The 20,666-nt window shown below is 41.2% G+C and carries 23 protein-coding genes and 1 other annotated feature; of the genes, 21 read left to right on the top strand and 2 right to left on the bottom strand.

Annotated features, from left to right (window positions below; all coding sequences use genetic code 11):
* The first annotated feature begins 34 nt into the window (after positions 1 to 34).
* The 11 genes from ADI76_RS06955 (at position 35) to ADI76_RS06910 (ending at position 8,062) form a co-directional block, all read left to right on the top strand.
* Complete coding sequence (locus ADI76_RS06955; protein WP_037599343.1) at positions 35 to 1,015, top strand: hypothetical protein; 981 nt, start codon at positions 35 to 37, stop codon at positions 1,013 to 1,015.
* 118 nt (positions 1,016 to 1,133) lie between these two features.
* The gene (murB, locus tag ADI76_RS06950) at positions 1,134 to 2,030 is read left to right on the top strand and encodes a UDP-N-acetylmuramate dehydrogenase (protein WP_049515343.1); all 897 of its coding nucleotides are present in this window, start codon (positions 1,134 to 1,136) and stop codon (positions 2,028 to 2,030) included.
* 208 nt (positions 2,031 to 2,238) lie between these two features.
* Positions 2,239 to 3,396 (top strand): ABC transporter ATP-binding protein, encoded by a 1,158-nt coding sequence (locus ADI76_RS06945; RefSeq protein WP_049515341.1) that lies wholly within the window; start codon positions 2,239 to 2,241, stop codon positions 3,394 to 3,396.
* Positions 3,377 to 4,183, top strand: coding sequence for an ABC transporter permease (locus ADI76_RS06940; RefSeq protein ID WP_003011144.1), 807 nt, complete (start codon positions 3,377 to 3,379; stop codon positions 4,181 to 4,183). Before ADI76_RS06945 ends, ADI76_RS06940 begins: the two co-directional genes overlap by 20 nt.
* Positions 4,180 to 4,953, top strand: coding sequence for an ABC transporter permease (locus tag ADI76_RS06935; protein ID WP_049515340.1), 774 nt, complete (start codon positions 4,180 to 4,182; stop codon positions 4,951 to 4,953). The genes ADI76_RS06940 and ADI76_RS06935 overlap by 4 nt, the downstream gene beginning before the upstream one ends.
* Complete coding sequence (locus tag ADI76_RS06930; protein WP_049515338.1) at positions 4,950 to 6,020, top strand: ABC transporter substrate-binding protein; 1,071 nt, start codon at positions 4,950 to 4,952, stop codon at positions 6,018 to 6,020. Before ADI76_RS06935 ends, ADI76_RS06930 begins: the two co-directional genes overlap by 4 nt.
* Positions 6,021 to 6,140: 120 nt before the next feature.
* Positions 6,141 to 6,611 carry a hypothetical protein gene (locus ADI76_RS06925; protein WP_049515336.1) on the top strand — a complete coding sequence of 157 codons (471 nt, stop codon included), beginning with the start codon at positions 6,141 to 6,143 and terminating at the stop codon, positions 6,609 to 6,611.
* 49 nt (positions 6,612 to 6,660) lie between these two features.
* The gene (locus tag ADI76_RS06920; protein WP_049515335.1) at positions 6,661 to 7,116 is read left to right on the top strand and encodes a hypothetical protein; all 456 of its coding nucleotides are present in this window, start codon (positions 6,661 to 6,663) and stop codon (positions 7,114 to 7,116) included.
* 30 nt (positions 7,117 to 7,146) lie between these two features.
* Entirely contained in the window at positions 7,147 to 7,290 is a 144-nt protein-coding gene (locus tag ADI76_RS11835; protein ID WP_315940882.1) for a hypothetical protein, read from the top strand.
* Positions 7,291 to 7,584: a lipoprotein BUG3 gene (locus ADI76_RS06915; protein ID WP_315940881.1), complete on the top strand. Its 294-nt coding sequence runs from the start codon at positions 7,291 to 7,293 to the stop codon at positions 7,582 to 7,584.
* A gap of 34 nt (positions 7,585 to 7,618) precedes the next feature.
* A complete protein-coding gene (locus ADI76_RS06910; protein ID WP_049515333.1) occupies positions 7,619 to 8,062 on the top strand; it encodes a hypothetical protein in 444 nt (147 codons plus the stop codon).
* Positions 8,063 to 8,281: 219 nt separating this feature from the next.
* Here the strand turns inward: ADI76_RS06910 and ADI76_RS06900 are convergent, their stop codons facing one another.
* Positions 8,282 to 8,716 (bottom strand): DUF6556 family protein, encoded by a 435-nt coding sequence (locus ADI76_RS06900; protein WP_049515329.1) that lies wholly within the window; start codon positions 8,714 to 8,716, stop codon positions 8,282 to 8,284.
* A gap of 192 nt (positions 8,717 to 8,908) precedes the next feature.
* Between ADI76_RS06900 and ADI76_RS06895 the strand changes: the two genes are divergently transcribed.
* The 3 genes from ADI76_RS06895 to ADI76_RS06885 are packed head-to-tail and all read left to right on the top strand — an operon-like array spanning position 8,909 to position 11,888.
* Complete coding sequence (locus tag ADI76_RS06895; RefSeq protein ID WP_049515327.1) at positions 8,909 to 10,051, top strand: cysteine desulfurase family protein; 1,143 nt, start codon at positions 8,909 to 8,911, stop codon at positions 10,049 to 10,051.
* An 18-nt stretch (positions 10,052 to 10,069) separates the two neighbouring features.
* A complete protein-coding gene (gene thiI / locus ADI76_RS06890; RefSeq protein ID WP_049515324.1) occupies positions 10,070 to 11,290 on the top strand; it encodes a tRNA uracil 4-sulfurtransferase ThiI in 1,221 nt (406 codons plus the stop codon).
* Between the two features lie 52 nt (positions 11,291 to 11,342).
* Complete coding sequence (locus ADI76_RS06885) at positions 11,343 to 11,888, top strand: membrane lipoprotein lipid attachment site-containing protein (protein WP_049515322.1); 546 nt, start codon at positions 11,343 to 11,345, stop codon at positions 11,886 to 11,888.
* Between the two features lie 169 nt (positions 11,889 to 12,057).
* Here ADI76_RS06885 and ppdK read toward each other — a convergent pair whose 3' ends face one another.
* The gene (gene ppdK, locus ADI76_RS06880; protein ID WP_049515321.1) at positions 12,058 to 14,676 is read right to left on the bottom strand and encodes a pyruvate, phosphate dikinase; all 2,619 of its coding nucleotides are present in this window, start codon (positions 14,674 to 14,676) and stop codon (positions 12,058 to 12,060) included.
* Between the two features lie 237 nt (positions 14,677 to 14,913).
* Here ppdK and ADI76_RS06875 point away from each other — a divergent pair, with 237 nt between their 5' ends.
* The 7 genes from ADI76_RS06875 to ADI76_RS06845 all read left to right on the top strand — a co-directional run bounded on the left by ADI76_RS06875 (position 14,914) and on the right by ADI76_RS06845 (position 20,599).
* Positions 14,914 to 15,552, top strand: coding sequence for a CBS domain-containing protein (locus tag ADI76_RS06875; protein WP_049515319.1), 639 nt, complete (start codon positions 14,914 to 14,916; stop codon positions 15,550 to 15,552).
* 2 nt (positions 15,553 to 15,554) lie between these two features.
* On the top strand, positions 15,555 to 16,367 hold the full coding sequence (locus tag ADI76_RS06870) for a pyruvate, water dikinase regulatory protein (RefSeq protein WP_049515317.1): 813 nt from the start codon (positions 15,555 to 15,557) through the stop codon (positions 16,365 to 16,367).
* A gap of 53 nt (positions 16,368 to 16,420) precedes the next feature.
* Entirely contained in the window at positions 16,421 to 18,331 is a 1,911-nt protein-coding gene (locus ADI76_RS06865; protein WP_049515316.1) for a fructose-bisphosphatase class III, read from the top strand.
* 201 nt (positions 18,332 to 18,532) lie between these two features.
* Positions 18,533 to 18,619 (top strand) — a sequence feature (ribosomal protein L21 leader region).
* 34 nt (positions 18,620 to 18,653) lie between these two features.
* Positions 18,654 to 18,968, top strand: a complete 315-nt coding sequence (gene rplU / locus ADI76_RS06860) for a 50S ribosomal protein L21 (RefSeq protein ID WP_003007734.1) — start codon at positions 18,654 to 18,656, stop codon at positions 18,966 to 18,968.
* 15 nt (positions 18,969 to 18,983) lie between these two features.
* On the top strand, positions 18,984 to 19,328 hold the full coding sequence (locus ADI76_RS06855; RefSeq protein ID WP_003002581.1) for a ribosomal-processing cysteine protease Prp: 345 nt from the start codon (positions 18,984 to 18,986) through the stop codon (positions 19,326 to 19,328).
* 17 nt (positions 19,329 to 19,345) lie between these two features.
* Entirely contained in the window at positions 19,346 to 19,639 is a 294-nt protein-coding gene (rpmA, locus tag ADI76_RS06850) for a 50S ribosomal protein L27 (protein ID WP_003002805.1), read from the top strand.
* Positions 19,640 to 19,852: 213 nt separating this feature from the next.
* Complete coding sequence (locus ADI76_RS06845; protein ID WP_009731217.1) at positions 19,853 to 20,599, top strand: DeoR/GlpR family DNA-binding transcription regulator; 747 nt, start codon at positions 19,853 to 19,855, stop codon at positions 20,597 to 20,599.
* Positions 20,600 to 20,666: the final 67 nt, after the last annotated feature.

Here is a 20,666-nt window from a genome sequence, read left to right as displayed (position 1 = left end):
CTTTTTGCTTCTCCTATGGTAGAATGGGAATTGTATGGGGAAAAGCTCAAGCTTTCCCGAAAGTTTAGGGGGAAACATGAAACCAGAATATTTATATAGTATTGCTACCGATCTTGGTCTACAATTTGATGGCGAAGCCCGTGTGATGTATGGAGAGCGTGAGGGCTTCTTGTTAGTCATTGAAGGCGCTCAAACCAAGAATGTATTTACCATTTCACTCAGTGTGAAACAAGGTTCCGAAGGAGACTTGATCGAAGATAGTGAAATTCTTTGGAATGAATTAAAAGAACAATCAAAAGCCATTAATTCTATCTCTTCTGATGGTTACTTGACCTCGATCGTTGTCAAAGGTGGAATGACCAAAGGGAAGGCTGTCGAAACCTTATGGACAGCTATCCAAGATATTGTTGATTTCTTGCTCAACCACCAATTTGTGCAAGTGAATGCGGAAACGGGTGAGGAAGGACCAATCGGTCTGTATCAAATTGGAGATGCGATCTTTTTAATCGACGATGCAACCTTTAGAGCCTACCAAGCCGAAGTGCAAGATACAGTTGAGGCTTATGAAGCGCGGGAAGAGAATTTCCTTTTAGGGATTGTAGGCGCTGTGATCGGTGTGATCATCGGTGGAGCAGTTGCCCTCTTGGTAGCGCGTCTTGGCTATGTATCTGTTTTAGCAGGGGCCGCCCTCGGTTATTGTACTATCAAAGGTTATGAGATCCTTGGTAAGAAATTGACTAAAAAAGGTGTGGTAGTTTCAGCTATTTTGATGGTCTTGACGGTCTTTTTGGTCAACCAATTAGATTATACTTTGGCGCTCATGAGTGAACTGGATTTGCCATTTGATATGTCCTGGACGCTTCTCAATGAAGCGACATTCTCAGGGGACGTCCCAGATAAATTTTACTTGAATCTAGGATTGCTAGCTGTCTTCACTCTTGGTGGTGCTTGGATTTCGGTCAAATCAGCTCTGGATGGACAGAAGAATCGTGCCATCGCTCGTAAAATTGCATAGTGAATGATAAAAGGAAGGCCTGAATATTATAGGTCTTCTTTTGTTTTTTAGGGTCGAAAAATAGTCAAAAATTTGGTATAATAGTTTGTATTTTTATAGAGAGAGAACAGACAGAAAGATGAATGAAAAAATGAATCAAATTCTTGAAGGGATTGATATCCGTTTTCAAGAACCTTTAAAATATTATACCTTCACAAAGGTAGGTGGGAATGCTGAATTTTTAGCCTTTCCTCGCAACCAATATGAATTAAAACGCATCGTTCAATTTGCCAACCAAGAGCAAATCCCATGGATGGTCCTGGGCAATGCCTCCAATATCATTGTCCGAGATGGGGGCATTCCTGGTTTTGTTATTATGTTTGATCGCTTGCGAGATATCAGTGTGGATGGTTATGTGGTCGAAGCAGAAGCAGGGGCTAAACTCATCGACACCACCCATGTGGCCTTGCACCATAGTTTGAAAGGCTTCGAGTTTGCTAGTGGCATTCCAGGCAGTGTTGGTGGTGCTGTTTTTATGAATGCTGGAGCTTATGGGGGAGAGATTGCTCATGTTCTGGTGTCTTGTAAGGTTTTGACCAAGGAAGGGGAAATTGAAACCTTGTCGGCGAATGAGTTGGCTTTTGGCTACCGTCACTCAAAAATTCAAGAGACAGGTGCTGTCGTCATCTCTGCCAAATTTGCTTTGTCACCAGGCAATCACGAGCAAATCAAACAGGAGATGGAGCGTTTGACCCATCTTCGTCAGTTGAAACAACCCCTTGAATACCCTTCTTGTGGATCTGTCTTTAAGCGTCCTGTCGGTCATTTTGCAGGTCAATTGATCAGCGAAGCAGGTCTGAAAGGCTATCGAATCGGTGGTGTTGAAGTCTCTGAAAAGCATGCTGGCTTTATGGTCAATGTGGACAATGGAACAGCTAAGGACTACGAAGACCTGATCGCCCATGTCATTGAAGCAGTAGAGGCTCATTCAGGTGTCCGTTTAGAACCAGAAGTTCGCATTATCGGCCAAGCCTAAGAACGTTAGTATTGTAGAACAATTGATAGTGTAAACATCGATAGCATCAGTCGGAAAGGGGGTGAGTGCCTATCGATACCGTAAATAGGTGGGGCAGTCTAGTAAGTCCCCGAGAGGTATTGGTGGTCTGACAGGTTTTCCTGTCAGCCGCTGCGTTTTCGTTTGAAAAGCAGTTTGGTAATCGTAGTAAAGAAGGAATTTATGTGAATTGAAAAAACCAATTATTGAGTTTAAAAATGTAACAAAGGTCTTTGAAGATAGCGGAACCGTTGTCCTAAAGGATATCAATTTTGAATTGGAAGAAGGGAAGTTCTATACCCTGCTCGGTGCATCTGGATCAGGAAAATCAACTATCCTTAATATTATTGCCGGTCTTTTAGATGCTAGCTCTGGAGATGTCTACCTTGATGGGGAACGGATCAATGATGTCCCTACTAACAAGCGGGATGTCCACACCGTCTTTCAGTCCTATGCCCTGTTTCCGCATATGACGGTCTTTGAAAATGTGGCTTTTCCCCTTCGTTTGAAGAAGCTGGACAAGGCTGAAATCGAGAGACGAGTAACAGAAGTCCTCAAGATGGTGCAATTGGGAGGCTTTGAGAAACGTTCCATCCAAAAACTTTCTGGTGGTCAACGTCAGCGGGTAGCTATTGCACGGGCTATTATCAATGAACCACGAGTGGTCCTTTTAGATGAGCCTTTGTCTGCACTTGACTTGAAACTTCGGACAGACATGCAGTATGAGTTGCGGGAATTGCAACAACGCTTGGGCATTACCTTTGTCTTTGTTACCCACGACCAAGAAGAAGCCCTTGCCATGAGTGACTGGATCTTTGTCATGAATGAGGGAGAGATCGTCCAATCTGGTACACCAGTAGATATCTATGATGAACCGATCAACCACTTTGTAGCTACCTTTATCGGGGAGTCCAACATTCTAGATGGTCGCATGATCGAGGACTACTTGGTTGAGTTCAATGGCAAACGCTTTGAAGCCGTCGATGGTGGGATGCGTCCAAATGAACCAGTTGAAGTCGTTATTCGTCCTGAAGACTTGCAAATCACTCTTCCTGAAGAAGGCAAGCTCCAAGTGAAGGTGGACACCCAGCTCTTCCGTGGTGTGCATTACGAGATCATCGCCTATGATGATTTGGGAAATGAGTGGATGATTCACTCCACTCGGAAGGCCATCGTGGGAGAAGTCATCGGGCTAGACTTTGAACCAGAAGATATCCACGTTATGCGTCTCAATGAAACCGAAGAAGAATTCGATGCGCGGATCGAAGAGTACGTTGAAGTGGAAGAGCAAGAAGCTGGTTTGATTAATGCCATTGAGGAGGAAAGAGATGAAGAAAACAACCTCTAATCTATTTATCCTCCCCTATTTCTTGTGGATTTTTCTCTTTGTCTTGGCTCCTGTAGTCATGATCATCTTTCAATCGTTTTTTAACGTTGAAGGGCAGTTTTCACTTGAAAACTACAAAGAGTTCTTCACTTCGCAAAATTTGACCTATTTAAAGATGAGCTTTAATTCGGTCCTTTATGCCGGAATCGTCACCCTGGTGACGCTCTTGATCTCCTACCCGACTGCTTACTTTTTGACGCTGCTTAAACACCGGCAGTTGTGGTTGATGTTGATCGTCTTGCCAACCTGGGTCAATCTCTTGCTCAAGGCCTATGCCTTTATTGGGATCTTTGGGCAAAACGGTTCCATCAATAGCTTTTTAAGCTTTCTCGGAGTCGCTCCCCAGCAGATCCTCTTTACCGATTTCTCCTTTATCTTTGTAGCCAGCTACATCGAGTTGCCATTTATGATTTTACCGATCTTTAATGTCTTAGATGACTTAGATCCAAACTTGATCAATGCCAGCTATGATTTGGGAGCCAATCGTTGGGATACCTTCCGTCATGTGGTCTTCCCCTTGTCCATGAATGGAGTCCGCTCAGGTGTGCAGTCTGTCTTTATTCCTAGTCTGAGTCTCTTCATGTTGACACGGATGATCGGTGGAAACCGCGTCATTACCCTAGGGACTGCGATTGAACAGCACTTCCTGACAACACAAAACTGGGGAATGGGTTCTACCATCGGAGTTGTTCTGATCCTTGCCATGCTCTTTACCATGTGGGCAACTAGAGAAAGGAGAGAACGATGAAAAAAGTATCTCATTTCTATCTAGGCTTCGTCTTTCTGATCCTCTATCTTCCTATTTTCTATTTGATCTTTTATGCCTTCAATAAAGGGGGAGATATGAATGCCTTTACGGGCTTCACGCTTGAGCATTTCAATGAATTGTGCGCAGATAGTCGCCTGATGCTGATCTTATCAGAGACCTTCCTCTTGGCCTTTTTGTCAGCCTTGATTGCGACAGTGATTGGAACCTTTGGAGCCATTTATATCTACCAATCGAAGAAGAAGTTAGAAGGACCTTTGCTCTCTATCAACAACATTCTTATGGTAGCGCCAGACGTTATGATCGGGGCCAGCTTCTTGATTCTCTTTACGACGGTGAAGTACCAGCTAGGTTTCCTATCTGTTTTGGCTAGCCACGTGGCTTTCTCGATTCCCATTGTGGTCTTGATGGTCTTGCCACGACTCAAGGAAATGAACCGGGATATGGTCAATGCTGCCTATGACTTGGGAGCTACCCAAGTGCAAATGCTCAAAGAGATCATGTTGCCGTATCTGACACCAGCCATTATTGCTGGCTACTTTATGGCCTTTACCTATTCGCTTGACGACTTTGCCGTGACCTTCTTTGTAACCGGAAATGGCTTTACAACCTTGTCTGTAGAGATTTACTCACGTGCGCGTCAAGGGATCTCCCTCAGTATCAATGCCTTGTCCGCCCTTGTCTTTCTCTTTAGTGTGCTCTTGGTCATCGGTTATTACTTTATTACCCGTGAAAAGGAGGAAGCAGCATGAAAAAACTTTATTCATTCCTAACTGGGATTGTCCTTGTCATTCTGGTCCTCTGGGGAATTAGCCACCAGATCGAAGCGAGCATGAATACCAAGAATAGTGACAAGTTGGTCATCTACAACTGGGGAGATTATATCGATCCAGAATTGCTAACGGAATTCACAAAAGAGACAGGAATTCAGGTGCAATATGATACCTTTGATTCCAACGAAGCCATGTACACCAAGATCAAGCAAGGGGGAACCACCTACGATATTGCGATTCCTAGTGAATACATGATTGCCAAGATGATGGATGAGCATCTGGTTGAAAAGTTGGACCAATCTAAGATCAAAGGGATGGAAAATATTGATCCAAAACTTTTGAACCAATCGTTTGATCCGGGTAACCAATATTCAGTACCTTATTTCTGGGGTACCTTGGGGATTGTCTACAATACCAAGATGGTTAAAAATGCTCCTGAACATTGGTCAGATCTCTGGCGTGAAGAGTACAGAAATGACATCATGATGTACGATGGTGCGCGTGAGGTCATGGGAATTGGTCTCAATACCTTGGGCTATAGCCTCAATGAAAAGGATCCAAAGAAATTGCAAGAGGCAGTAGATAAACTCTACACCTTGACGCCAAATATCAAAGCTTTGGTGGCCGATGAGATGAAAGGCTATATGATCCAAAACAATGCGGCTATTGGGGTTACTTTCTCAGGAGAGGCTAGCCAAATGCTCGAAGCCAATAAGGATCTTCGCTATGTCGTTCCAACTGAAGCCAGCAACCTTTGGTTTGATAACATTGTCATTCCAAAAACCGTGAAAAATAAAGAAGCAGCATATGCCTTTATTAACTTCATGCTTCGTCCTAAAAATGCTTTGAAAAATGCTCTTTATGTCGGCTACTCAACGCCAAATAAAAAAGCCAAAGCTATGTTGCCAAAAGAAATCCAAAATGACCAAGCCTTCTATCCAAGCGATGAAACACTGGACCATTTGGAAGTCTATCAACAATTAGGCAAGAAATTGCTTGGAGTCTATAACGATCTTTACCTTCAGGTCAAGATGTATCGAAAATAACACAAAAGGAACCTCCGGGTTCCTTTTTGATTACCTTATAAAAGCTCTAACTAGTGAGTTAGATTGAGATTCAAATGAAAGATGCTATAATAGTAAGGAAAGTGACTGGCCCATTCAGTCATGAATGGAACGATTGGAGTAGAAGAGATGAAGAGACAAATGGAATTATTTTTGATTATTCTGTTACCGATCCTAGGACTGGTTTTTCTTGGAGGAAAGATCATGCACCTAACCAAAAGACCCGAACAGAAGGTAACGGCCTCCTCTTCAAAGAAAGTCGTACAAAAATCAGAAGAAGAAATAAAAAAAGAACAAATCGCTTTTCTCAAGGAACACGAGCAAGAAATCATCGATTTTGTGAAAGCCCAAAATCCGAAAGCCGAATCCGTTCAGATTGATTGGGATGAAACTCAGATGAGTGATGGTGGGCTTACAACTCCCGAATATTATATGAATATTTTTGGACGCATTAATCATATCGAGAACTCAGGATGGGGAGTGGATATTCCAATTAATGATGATCAGTCAATTAAGCTACGAGAAATGTTTATGCTCCATGAACCTACGATTGACGGAAAGCCTATTTCCTGATCAAGTATAATGCATTTTGAAAAAGAACTGTTTTAGAAAAAGATAGCACATGATAAAACAAACGGCGTTTAAATTAATCACTACATTAGCTCTCCTTGCAAGTATAGGAGGATGTACAATAAAATCAAAAGAGCAAACGAAACCAGCACCCATTGCAACCCCTTCGACAACCAAGGAAGATAAAGAAGCGACGAAGCAAAAACAAATTGCCTATTTGAAAGAACATGAAAAAGAAATTGTTGATTTTGTGAAAGGTCAAAGTCCGAAAATCAAATCCGTTCAGATTGATTGGAACAGTATGCAAATTGAAGAGTCTGGGAATGGAACGCCTCAGGGTGGTGGATACAATTTATCTATTTCTGGTAAGATTAATCAATTAGAAAATACAAAATTCTCCGTTGATTTTTACCTAGAAGATCAAAATAGCATACCAACTATCAAAAAAATGGGCATGCTTAATGATATCTATATCGAAGAAAATGGTGGCTGGAAAATTTTTTCCTAAGTAAATAGAAGTATTAGTGTTAGGAGGAAAATGAAAAGTAAAATGAAATGTACACTTAAGTTATTAGCTTTAATGCTTATTTTCACAAGTATTGGAGGTTGTACTGTAAAGCAAAAAGCTCATAAGAAACAAGCACAAACTGTCACCACTTCCTCCACCAAAGAAGATATATAAGTGATCAAACAAAAACGGCTCGCTTATCTCAAAGAGCACGAGCAAGAAATCGTCGATTTTGTGAAATCGAAGAGTTCAAAGATTGAATCTGTTCAAATTTATTGGGACGAAACGCAATGGATTGAGGGTGGAAATGGGACACCACAAGGTGGAGATGAGGTCATAGAAATTTTTGGTACCGTCAATCAGCTAGAAGATTCAGGATGGAGGGTGGATGTTGTATTTGATTCTGATCAAAAGATGACTTTCAGTATGGGCTATAATATTAGTATTAAGGGTGATTATATTGAGTAAGAACTGGAAGATTCAAAGCCTGTAAGGAGGATTTATGAAGAGACAACTGGAACTATTTTTGATTATTTTGTTACCGATCCTAGGACTGGTTTTTCTTGGAGGAAAAATCATGACCCTGACCAAAAGACCCGAACAGAAGATAACGGCCTCGTCTTCGAAGAAAGTCGTACAAAAACCAGATGAAGAAATAAAAAAAGAACAACTTGACTACCTAAAAGAACACGAACAGAAGGTTATTGATTTAGTCAAAGCACAAAATTCAAAAGTTGAATCCGTTCAGATTGATTGGGATCAGACACAATGGAGTGATGGTGGACTGACAACTCCTGAATATTATATGAATGTTTATGGAGGTATAAATAATATTGAAGAATCGAGTTGGGGAGTAGATATCCCAATTAATGAGGACAATACATTAAATTTAGATGAGATGTATATAGGATCCGACATTAGAATAGGGGGGAGATTACTTGAGTAATTGGCATTTGAGAAGTTTTGACAATCTATATGGTTCATTAGCTGAATCAACTTATCGTGATAGGCCCATGAACTTTCCATATAAACAATTGGATCAAATCCAGGAAGATCACTCAACGCTCAAATGGGAGTACGACAACGAGATCGATGCTTTCTATAAACATCAGAAAAAATGGAATCAGAAGCTAAAAAAATCAGTAAGGTTGTCCTTACTGATTTTTTAGTTTGTTCCGGATGATGCTGTATCTGCGCCACTGTCTGTTGCGGTGGAACCTTGATCTTGTGCGGCAGATGAACTGTTTTCTGTAGCGGATGAGCTATCGGTTTCTTTTTGTGAACTAGCATCTGTATTGCTTGAATCGGTTTGCGTATTGGTATTAGCATCTGTATTGGTAGCGCTTGAGTCAGATCCCTTATCGTGGACCACGACGACGCTGGTGCTACTAGATGGTTTATCTTCTGTTTTTTGATTGTCTTTATTGAGCAGGCTCATGATGGTAAAGGAAGTGACGATAATCCCTAGGAGACTGGCAATCGTAGCTACAACCGTTTGAAATACGGACAAACCTTGTTTGACTTTCTCACCGCGAGATGGTCTTGTATCAACTTTTTCCTCAGGTTTTTGGTTTTTGTTACTTCTTGAATATTGTGACATGTTCATTCTCTTTCTATCAAAAATTGTTTTTTAACACTTTCCTATTATAAGTCATTTTCTGAAAAATGTCTAAAAAGAACTGATTTTTATAGAGTGATTTTGCTGCGTCTCTCTTTATCAAATCCTTGTCCCAAGCGGTTAGAAATGATAAAATAGAAGTTACGTAAAAAGAAAGTGATGGATGCGTAGGACATGATCTATTTTGACAATTCAGCAACGACTAAACCCTATCCAGAAGCCCTTGCGACTTATACAGAAGTAGCGACTCGGATCTGGGGCAACCCTTCTAGTTTGCACAATCTAGGTAGTCAAGCTACTCGTATTTTGGAAGCTTCTCGGAAACAAATTGCGGAGCTAATTGGCAAGAAAACTGAGGAAATTTACTTCACGTCTGGTGGGACAGAAGGGGACAATTGGATCCTCAAAGGTGTCGCCTTTGAGAAAGCTCCTTATGGCAAGCATATCATTGTCTCTGACATCGAGCATCCTGCCATCAAGGAATCGGCTGCTTGGTTAAAGACACAGGGATTCGAAGTGGATTACGCTCCTGTGGATGCGCGTGGCTTTGTCAAGGTGGATGCCTTGGCTAACCTTGTCCGTCCAGATACGACTTTGGTTTCTGTCATGGCCGTCAACAATGAGATTGGCTCCATCCAGCCCATCCATGACATCGCGGCTCTTCTGGAAGATCGTCCAACGGTTAGTTTCCATGTCGATGCGGTTCAAGCTTTAGCAAAGGTAGCTACAGAAGTTTATCTACCAGAGCGCGTGGACTTTGCGACCTTCTCTAGTCACAAATTCCATGGACTTCGCGGAGTTGGATTTGTCTACATCAAAGAAGGCAAAAAGATCACCCCTCTCTTAACAGGTGGGGGTCAAGAAAAAGAAATGCGCTCGACAACTGAGAATGTGGCAGGTATCGCAGCAACAGCAAAAGCCCTACGCTTAGCTATGGAAAACCAAGAAGCTTTTGCCAGCAATACCCAGCAGATGAAAGAAGTCATCCGCAAAGAATTGGCTAACTATCCAGATGTCACTATCTTTTCTGGTGAGGATCACTTTGCGCCTCATATCTTGACTTTCGGGATCAAGGGGGTTCGTGGAGAAGTAGTAGTTCATGCCTTTGAAGAGTTTGATATTTACATCTCGACAACCAGTGCCTGCTCGTCCAAAGCTGGTAAACCAGCTGGAACCTTGATTGCTATGGGAGTGGATAAGAGTATTGCACAGACAGCTGTTCGCTTGAGTCTCGATCTTGAAAATGACATGAGCCAAGTCGAGCAATTCTTGACCAAGTTCAAACTGATTTATGAGCAAACACGAAAAGTACGTTAATTTTAGAAGGAAATCAACATGACCTTAACCTATTCAGAAATTATGATTCGCTATGGAGAGCTTTCTACTAAAGGAAAGAACCGCATGCGTTTCATCAATAAACTTCGCAATAATATCCAATCTGTTTTATCTATCTATCCAGCTGTCAAAGTGACAGCCGACCGTGATCGAGCGCATGCTTATCTACATGGGACGGATTATGAACCGGTGGTAGAATCCCTCAAGCAAGTTTTTGGAATCCAAAATTTTTCACCCGTTTACAAGATTGAAAAATCTGTTCCAGCCTTAAAAGCGGCAGTGCAAGAGATCATGAAGGAGATTTACAAGGAAGGCTTGACCTTTAAAATCTCAAGTAAACGCAGTGACCATACCTTTGAACTCGATAGTCGCGAGCTTAATCAAACCTTGGGAGGTGCGGTCTTTGAAGCGATCCCAACGATTCAAGCTCAGATGAAAAAACCAGATATCAACTTGCAAGTTGAAATTCGAAAAGAAGCAGCCTATATCTCTTATGAAACCATTAAAGGAGCAGGAGGCCTTCCTGTTGGTACGTCTGGCAAGGGCATGCTCATGCTTTCTGGTGGGATCGACTCTCCAGTAGCTGGTTACCTAGCCTTGAAGCGTGGAGTGGATATCGAGGCAGTTCACTTTGCTAGCCCACCTTATACCAGCCCAGGTGCTCTTAAAAAAGCCCATGATTTAACACGGAAGTTGACCAAGTTTGGGGGAAATATCCAATTTATCGAGGTGCCCTTCACAGAGATCCAAGAGGAAATCAAGGCAAAAGCACCAGAAGCTTACCTCATGACTTTGACCCGTCGCTTTATGATGCGCATTACAGACCGTATTCGCGAGGTTCGCGGTGGTTTGGTGATTATTAATGGTGAAAGCTTGGGACAAGTGGCTAGTCAAACCTTAGAGAGTATGCAGGCCATCAATGCGGTAACCAATACACCAGTTATCCGTCCGGTGGTGACCATGGACAAGTTGGAAATCATAGATATTGCCCAAGCCATTGATACCTTTGAAATCTCTATCCAACCGTTTGAAGACTGTTGTACCATCTTTGCACCAGATCGTCCAAAGACTAATCCGAAACTCAAAAATGCAGAGCAGTATGAGCAACGGTTGGATGTGGAAGCCTTAGTTGAGCGAGCTGTAGCAGGCATCATCGTAACAGAGATCACACCAAAAGTAGAAAAAGACGAGGTTGATGACCTGATTGAGGATTTGCTATAGGAGAGACTGGGCGTATCCAGCCTCTTTTTCTAACCAACTTAAAGGAGACAAGATGAAAAAAATTATCGTATTAATGACAAGTTTGCTTCTGTTGACAGGCTGTGTCAAAGTATCGTTTACTGGCCCGAAAAAAGAAGAGAAGACTAGCCAATCAAGCAATAGAAAAAAAGAACCCCTCACATTTGTCAGGGCCGAGCAGTATAAAGACCAGGACAACGAAGTCTTGGAAGCGTCTGAGAAATTTATCAAGGAACATCCAACGCTTGGAGAAGCTGGAAAATTATTTGTCTTTTTTCCAGGATATACCTTTGGAAATGAGGAAAATCGCTTCGCCTTATTCTTTATTGTGAATCGTACCACCACAACCATCGATCGTGATGGATCCTTTGTCCTGAATTTGGAATATGATGGAGAGCCACTTTTTAAAGATGTCACAGTTGACTATGAAGTGAGCGAATCGGGTGTGTTAAAACCCAATACGGCTGCAGCGATTCCGATAAAAATTACTAAGGAACAAGAAGAAAAAATGAAGGGGATGAACGATTCGTCTAAAGCCAAAATGAGCTTCAATGACTTTAAATTTAAAAGCAAGGGATAAGAGGAAGAAGATAAAAAATAATAAGACTTCAATCACCCTTCAACCTAGAGCTGTCTTCTAGATTGAGGGGCTTTTTGATAGCAACAGAAAGAAAGGGATCTAGTCTGTAATGGGAAGGCTAGATCCTTTAAAATATAGAGGGTTTCAAGAGATATTTAGTCAGCAAAGCTTAGTTTTTCGCTTGAATCGCTGCTTGAGCGACGGCTAGTCTAGCAGTAGGAACCCGGTAAGGAGAGCAGGAAACGTAGGTGACTTGAATGTCTTGGAAGAAGGCAATAGAGGAAGGATCTCCGCCAACTTCGCCACAGATCCCGATAGCCAGGTTTGGTTTTACCTGACGAGCCTTGCTGATAGCAATTCTCATTAATTCACCGACGCCATCCTTATCAATTTTTTGGAAAGGGTCGAAAGAAAGAATATCCTTGTCCTTGTACTGGCCAATGAATTTTCCAATATCATCCCGAGAGAAACCATAGGTCATCTGAGTTAAGTCATTGGTGCCAAAGCTGAAGAAATCAGCCTCTTGAGCCAGTTTATCTGCGGTTAGGCAGGCGCGGGGCAGTTCAATCATGGTACCAATTTCATAAGGGAATGGCTTTTGACCATGCTGCTCGAAAAGATGTTCAATATGCTGAATGAGATACTCTTTGATACATTCTAATTCTCTTTGATCAGCAATTAAAGGAACCATGATTTCCGGCTTAATCTTTTGTCCTTCTTGATGCAATTTGATAGCACTTCTAAATATAGCTTCCGTTTGCATCTTGTAGATTTCAGGTTTGGTTATACCGAGACGGCAACCCCGGTGTCCCAACATCGGATTACTTTCCTGTAGACTTTCAATGCGCTCGGCAAGTTTTTCAGGAGATTTTTTTAGTTTGCTTGCTAATAATGCAATTTCTTGGGAATCTTTCGGTAGGAATTCATGCATGGGTGGATCAAGCAGGCGGACAATCATTGGTTTATCTTGGACGGTTTGGAACATTTGGTAGAAATCTTTTTCTTGGAATTCTAGGAGCTTATTGAGGGCTTCTTTTGTTTCCTCTTCGGTATCCGCTAAGATGAGGCGACGCATTTCAAGAATCCGTTCTTGTCCAAAGAACATGTGTTCTGTCCGGGCCAACCCGACTCCTTTGGCTCCAAAGTTCATAGCGGTTGTCAAGTCTTTGACAGTTTCTGCATTGGCTCGAACTTGAAGGAGGGCGACTTCATCTGCCCAAGCAAGTAAGCGCTGGAGGTCTTGGTTATTTTCTACTAGAACAGTTGGAAGTTCGCCACGATAAATGCGACCAGAGTAGCCGTCGACCGAGATCAGATCTCCCTCCCTTAGGACCAGACTACCACAGGAAAGGCTTTTATTTTCTTCACTGATGGTCAATTCTCCGCAACCAGCTACACAGCAAGTTCCCATGCCACGCGCTACAACAGCAGCGTGAGAAGTCATTCCCCCTTGGCTGGTGACAATAGCTTGGCTGATAATCATCCCTTCAATATCTTCTGGAGAAGTTTCTTGTCGAACAAGGATGACTTTTTCCCCTTCTTGATGGATTTTTTTAGCTCGGTCGGCCGTAAAGACGATTTGGCCAGTAGCTGCACCTGGGCTGGCGGGTAGGCCTTGAGCTAAGAAAGGTGCTTTCTCTAAAGCAGTTTCCTCAAAGACTGGATGAATCAGTTGACTGATGGAAGCAGGAGCAACTCTCAGGAGAGCTTCTTCCTTGCTAATTAAACCTTGATCCACCATATCTAGAGCAATCTTTAAAGAAGCTTTAGCTGTTCGTTTTCCATTTCGGGTTTGGAGGACGTAGAGCTTGCCTTTCTCAATGGTAAATTCAATATCCTGCATATCCTTATAATGGTTTTCAAGGATCTTGGCATAGTCTCTGAAAGCCTGATAGGTTTCAGGTTGGATTTCTTTTAAGGCTGCAATTGGCTCAGGAGTGCGGATACCAGCAACGACATCTTCCCCTTGAGCATGAAGCAAAAACTCACCAAAAAGTTCCGCCTCCCCAGTTGCAGGATTTCTAGTGAAGCAAACCCCTGTTCCACTGGTTTGGTCACTATTTCCAAAGACCATGGCTTGGACATTGACAGCTGTTCCTAAATCATGAGGGATCTGATGAAGCTCCCGATAAATTCTAGCCCGCTTGTTATTCCAGGATTTAAAGACTGCTTGGATGGCAGCGTAGAGTTGTTCATGAGGGTTCTCAGGAAATTCTTGCTTGTGTTTGGAGTAGAGATCTTTATAGTGCTGGATCAATTTTTGTTGCTGGGCCAGGTCAAAATCATGTACCTTTTTATTCTGTTTTTGTTCAAATGCTGCTAGTTGGTCATCAAAAAGTTCCTTATCGATGCCGTAAACTACATCAGCAAACATCTGGAGTAGACGGCGATAGCAGTTGTAGGCAAAATCTAGATTGGTTTCTTTGGCCAGTAATTGAGTCCGTTGATCATTGAGACCAAGATTGAGAATGGTATCCATCATCCCAGGCATAGAAAATTTGGCCCCGCTCCGGACAGAGACTAAGAGTAAGTGAGGATTCTCTCCGCTAAAGGACTTACCCGTTTTGTCTTCCAATTGAGCAACCGCTTTTAAAACTTCCTCTTTTAAAGAGGAATCAAAGAAGTCAGGATGATCGAGATAGTGGATACAACTTTTTGTGGTGATGGTAAATCCAGGAGGAACAGGTAAGCCCAGATGGCTCATCTCAGCTAAATTAGCGCCTTTTCCACCCAGGAGATCATTGGCCTTCGCACTTCCTTCTTCGAAGGAGTAAATCCATTTTGTCATATAAGCCTCCCAAAAAATTAAATATGTGTCATATTCAAGACAAAATCATTGTAATATACATCACATATATTTGTCAAACAAAATATACATCTTTTTCTGTTGACTAATTGGATTATTCTGCTATAATACTCAGTAAAAATGATGATTATTTGAAACTAAAGGATAGAAATATTATGAATATTGCTTTGGATATGTCTGATATCATCATGGATAGAAAAATAGAAAGGATAGGAAATTTTGAAATTAAGTGAACGTCAAAAGAAAATAGTTGAAATTGTAAAATTGCATCAGCCCTTAAGCGGAGAGAAAATTTCTGAGTTATTGGATATTTCAAGAGCGACCCTGCGCCCAGATTTGTCCTTTCTGACCTTGGTTGGCATTTTGAAAGCTACACCAAAAATTGGTTATACATACTCTGGATTAAATCTCGAAACACTTTTCTTTTTTGATACTTTTCAAAAAGAAGTGGCAGAGATCATGACCTCTCCTGTTTTAGTCACCCATGAATCCTATATTCAGGATGCCATTATCACCCTATTTATGTATGATGCCGATGTCCTCTATGTTATCGATGAAGACAAGCTTTTACTGGGAATTATGTCCCGTAAAGATTTATTGAGAGCATCTCTTAATTCGAGTATCCAGACGACCCCTGTAGCAGTTTGTATGACTCGAATGCCACATATCATGACCTGTACTAAGGATATGAATATCTTAGAAGCAGCTGCCCTCCTACAAGATCATGCCATCGATTCCTTACCAGTAGTCGATGAGGAGAATGACCGAAAAATTGTGGGAACGGTGACCAAATCAGCCTTGCTCGATTATATTATCCTACAAGCAAGAAGTGCTGAACTGAAGAGTGAAGAGGAATAAATATGAAAAAAGAGATCATTGTATATAGTATTTCAGATTCTTTGGGAGGGACTTCCCAAAAATTATTGTCAGCTGTTACCGCACAGTATCCAGAGATCATTTTTAATAATAGTTATCGTTTCCCTTTTATCAATCAAGAAGAGGAACTCTTGGATATCTTATATGATGCCTTGAAGGATAATGCACTTGTCATCAGCACCTTGGTCAACAGTCAGTTAGCATCAGTAGCCAGAGAATTTAGTCAAAAAAATGGTTTGGCTTATTTGGATCTCATGCATCCATTTTTTGAAATTATCGAAGAAAAGACTGGTACCAGACCAATAGAAGTTCCAGGAACCTTGCACCGCTTGGACAGTGATTATTTTAAGAAAATTTCAGCAATTGAATTTGCTGTGAAATATGATGACGGTAAGGCACCCCAGGGGTTTTTAGAAGCCGATTTGGTCTTGCTTGGTGTTTCCCGTACCTCAAAAACTCCCCTGAGTATTTACCTGGCCAATAAGGGCTACAAGGTTGCAAATCTACCTTTGATCCCAGAAGTTCCTTTACCTCAGGTCTTAGATAAGGTTGATTCTCGTCGCTTGATTGGGCTGATCTGTGAGCCTGAAAAATTAATGAAAGTTCGAAGCCATCGCTTAGATTCTTTAGGATTAACGCAAGAAACAAGTTATACGGATTTAGAAAAAATCTATCAAGAATTGGATTATTCCAAGAAGGTCTTTAAACAATTTGGTGCACAAGTCATCAATATGACCGATAAATCAATTGAAGAGACAGCTTTCCTAATTGAGGGGCAAGTAAAGAAGATGAACTGATTCTTGAATTAGCGAAGATGAGGGTGTAAATAGAGAATCCTTGGAGAGTTGATATGGAGCAATATAAGCGTATTTTACTAGAGAAATTTGATTCTCGTCAAAAAGTCATTACTGAATTGACTAATCTTGAAGCTATTTTAAACCTACCAAAAGGGACAGAGCTCTACATTAGTGATATTCACGGAGAATTTGCGGCTTTTGATTATATTTTGAGGAGTTGTGCTGGAATTTTAAATGAGAAAATCAACGACTGTTTTGCAGCTTCCTTGACACAAGAGGAAAAGAATACACTATCAGCTCTAGTATCTTATCCAGAACGGGTTTTGGAACAAGTGAATAAGGAGAAAGAATGGTATAAATCAACTATTTCTCAGCTCTTAACTCTATTGAGTTTTGTAGCAGCTAAATATAGCCGTTCGAAACTTAGAAAGGCTTTGCCTCAGGAATATGCCTATATCATAGAAGAACTGATCTATAGTGATCTTACGCTAGCTGATAAACATTCTTATTTCCATACTATCTTAAGCTATGTTATTGAACTAAGAGAAGCGGATCCCTTTATCTTGGGAATTGCCAGCAGTATTCGTCGCTTATTGATTGATCATCTCCATGTGGTAGGAGATATTTTTGATAGAGGGGCTGCTAGTGCTCAGGTAATGGATGAGCTCCTTCAGTTTCATTCTTTAGATATTCAATGGGGCAATCACGATATCATTTGGATGGGAGCTTTCTTTGGATCCAAGGCTTGTTTATTGAATGTGTTGCGCATCGCGGCACGTTATGGTTACTTGTGGGATATCGAAAAAGCTTATGGCTTAAACATTCGATCCTTAACCTTATTTGCGGATAAAACCTATAAAGCCAATCCTAAGTTTAGGCCCATCCTGGGGACAAGAGCAGAGGAATTTACAGCCGAAGAAATATTACAGCTGGGAAAGGTCCATCAAGCGCTGGCCATTCTCCAATTTAAGATAGAAACTCAGTTGATGAAGAGACGGCCAGAATTTCAGATGGACAATCAAATCCTGCTGGATAACATTGATTATTGGAAGAATACAATTACTATTGACGGGAAGAGCTATTCCTTGCAAAATACCTGCTTCCAAACCATAGATCGGGCAAAGCCTTCTGAATTAAGTATAGAGGAAGAACAAATAGTGGACAGCATGCTGGCTTCCTTCCAAGGATCTCCCAAAATGGCCAAACATATAGAACTGTTGATGAAAAAAGGTTCCATGTATAAGGTTTACAATCACCACTTGCTGTTTCATGGCTGTATTCCTTTGAAACCTTCTGGGGAATTTCAACCTCTAGTTCTTCATCAAGCTCAGTATACTGGAAAAGAATTACTAGACTTTTTCGAATATCATATTCGACTTGCAGCAAAAAACAAAGAAGTTGGGGACGACCTTTCAACGGATTTAGTGTGGTACTGCTGGCGAGGGCCATTATCTCCACTCTTTGGCAAGAATAAGATGACGACCTTTGAACGGTATTTTATTGAGGAGCCAGAAACGCATCAGGAAGTAGAAAATGAGTATTTTAGCTACCGCAATTCAAAAAAGATTTGCCGATTTATTTTAGAGGAGTTTGGTCTTGAAACCAATCTATCTCGTATTGTGAATGGACATACACCAGTTAAAACAGGAAAAGGGGAATCTCCGATTCGAGGTGAAGGACTGCTCTTTGTCATTGATGGGGGGCTTTGCGAAGCTTATCAAAAGAAGACAGGTACAGCAGGCTATTCACTCCTTAACAATTCCTATGGTTTTCAACTGGTAACCCATCAGCCCTTCCAAGATATTCAAAAGGTTGTAGATTCACCATTTGAGCAAACTTCCTTGAAGAAGGTGATTGAAGACCTGAAGGACAGGACCCTCATCCAATCAACCACCATTGGTCAGAACTTATTAGAACAACAGCAAGAACTGATCCAATTGCTCCATGAATTTCATGATGGGTGACATCATCGATCAGAGGAAGCAAGTCAAAAATTAAGAAAAGCATCTTAAATAGCTTCTTTACAAATATAGCTAAGATTTTTAGTAGCCATTTAGTTCTTTTAAACACTTAAAAGACTCTTTAAAAGAAAATTCGTTTTCAAAGCGCAAAAATACTTGTCTTTGTCTGATAGAAGTGATATACTAAGAGAGTTGACTATGCACATGCCTGTGCAACCGCTCGATCATCGTTGCTCATTTCATGAGAATAAGTGGTTCGTCCCACGATGCTAGGCGAGTCTTCACAAAAATACGGGGAAACCCAAAAATACATAGGAGGTGCATAATGAGCACATACGCAATCATTAAAACTGGCGGAAAACAAGTTAAAGTTGAAGTTGGTCAAGCAGTCTACGTTGAAAAATTGAACGTTGAAGCTGGTCAAGAAGTTACATTTAACGAAGTTGTTCTTGTTGGTGGTGAAAACACTGTTGTCGGAACTCCACTTGTTTCAGGAGCTACTGTTGTTGGAACTGTTGAAAAACAAGGAAAACAAAAGAAAGTTGTTACTTACAAGTACAAACCTAAAAAAGGTAGCCACCGTAAACAAGGTCACCGTCAACCTTACACTAAAGTTGTCATCAACGCAATCAACGCTTAATTTTTAGGAGAACACATGATACAAGCAGTCTTTGAACGAGCCGAAGATGGCGAGCTGAGGAGTGCAGAAATCACTGGGCACGCTGGAAGCGGTGAATATGGCTTTGATGTCGTGTGTGCATCGGTTTCGACTCTAGCCATTAACTTTGTCAACTCTGTTGAGAAATTTGCAGGCTACGAACCGGATCTAGAATTAAACGAAGAAGAAGGTGGCTTCCTTCGGGTCACAATCCCGACAGATATTCCACCACATCAAAGAGAAATGACCCAACTATTCTTTGAATCATTTTTCTTAGGGATGGCAAACTTATCGGAGAACTCTTCAGAGTTCGTCCAAACAAGAGTTATCACAGAAAACTAACATGGAGGAAAACAATTATGTTGAAATTGAATCTTGCTAACTTGCAACTTTTCGCCCACAAAAAAGGTGGAGGTTCTACATCAAACGGACGTGATTCACAAGCAAAACGTCTTGGAGCTAAAGCAGCTGATGGACAAACTGTAACAGGTGGATCTATCCTTTACCGTCAACGCGGAACACACATCTACCCAGGTGTGAACGTTGGACGTGGTGGAGACGATACTTTGTTCGCAAAAGTTGAAGGCGTAGTACGCTTCGAACGTAAAGGTCGCGATAAAAAACAAGTTTCTGTTTACCCAATCGCAAAATAAAAAGGTTTTCTAAACCTTTTTGTCCCGAGCCTTGATCCAAAGGTGAGGAAGCTAGAAATAGCAAAATTAAAGCTTTCTGATTTATCAGAAGGCTTTTTTCTTTTATTTATTTAAAAATATCATGTTTACCCTTGTTAATATAATGTTTGAATTTGTGTTTTTTGAAAAATATAGTATAATAGAGACAAATATAGTAGGAATGGAAGTAGTACCATGAAAGATAGCAGACATGTTGAAATTCTTCAGGAACTGGATCGAAAAAGTGTGGTATCAGTCAAAGAACTCAAGGAACTCTTTGGGGTGACAGACATGACCATTCGTCGTGATCTGATCGATCTTGAAAAACAAGGTCTTTTAGTTCGTGTACATGGTGGAGCCCACAAAAAGGTAAAAGATAGCTTGTTAGAGGCTTCTCACAGTGAGAAAAATCTCATCAATATTGATGAGAAACGCACCATTGCAAAAAAATGTGCAGAGTTGATCGAAAATGGGGATACCGTCTTTATTGGGTCAGGTACGACAACAGATTTTATCGGTGACTATTTAGAGGGAAAGGAAATCAGTATCGTCACCAATTCCCTCCCCATTTTTGAAAAGCTAAAGGATTTTCCAAATTATGACCTGATCTTAGTTGGTGGTCGCTACCGGGTGAAGACACAAACTTTTGTCGGTCAATTTGCCAATAAACTCTTGAAAGAAATCAAGGTTTCTAAAGCTTTCATCGGGGTCAATGGCATCGATGGGCATCATGTTTCCACAGCAAATGAAGAAGAGGGAAATGGTAATGCTATTATTCTAAACAATGCAATTGAGAAATATGTGGTTGCTGATAACAGTAAGTTTGATAGCTATTCTTTCTATAGTTTCTATCGAGTGGAAGACCTGAATGCCATTATTACTGATGATAGTATTCCAAAGAAGATCAAAGACAAATATGCCTTGTATACGAAAATCATATAAAATGAGAGGCTGGGACAAAAGTCCTAGCCTCTCAATTGTCTTTGGATTGTCGAGCAAGACGCAGTGG

Origin of the sequence: Streptococcus parasanguinis, assembly GCF_001074805.1 — a bacterium.
GTDB classification, from domain to species: Bacteria; Bacillota; Bacilli; order Lactobacillales; family Streptococcaceae; genus Streptococcus; species Streptococcus parasanguinis_A.
This window is presented reverse-complemented; position numbering and strand designations above follow the sequence as displayed.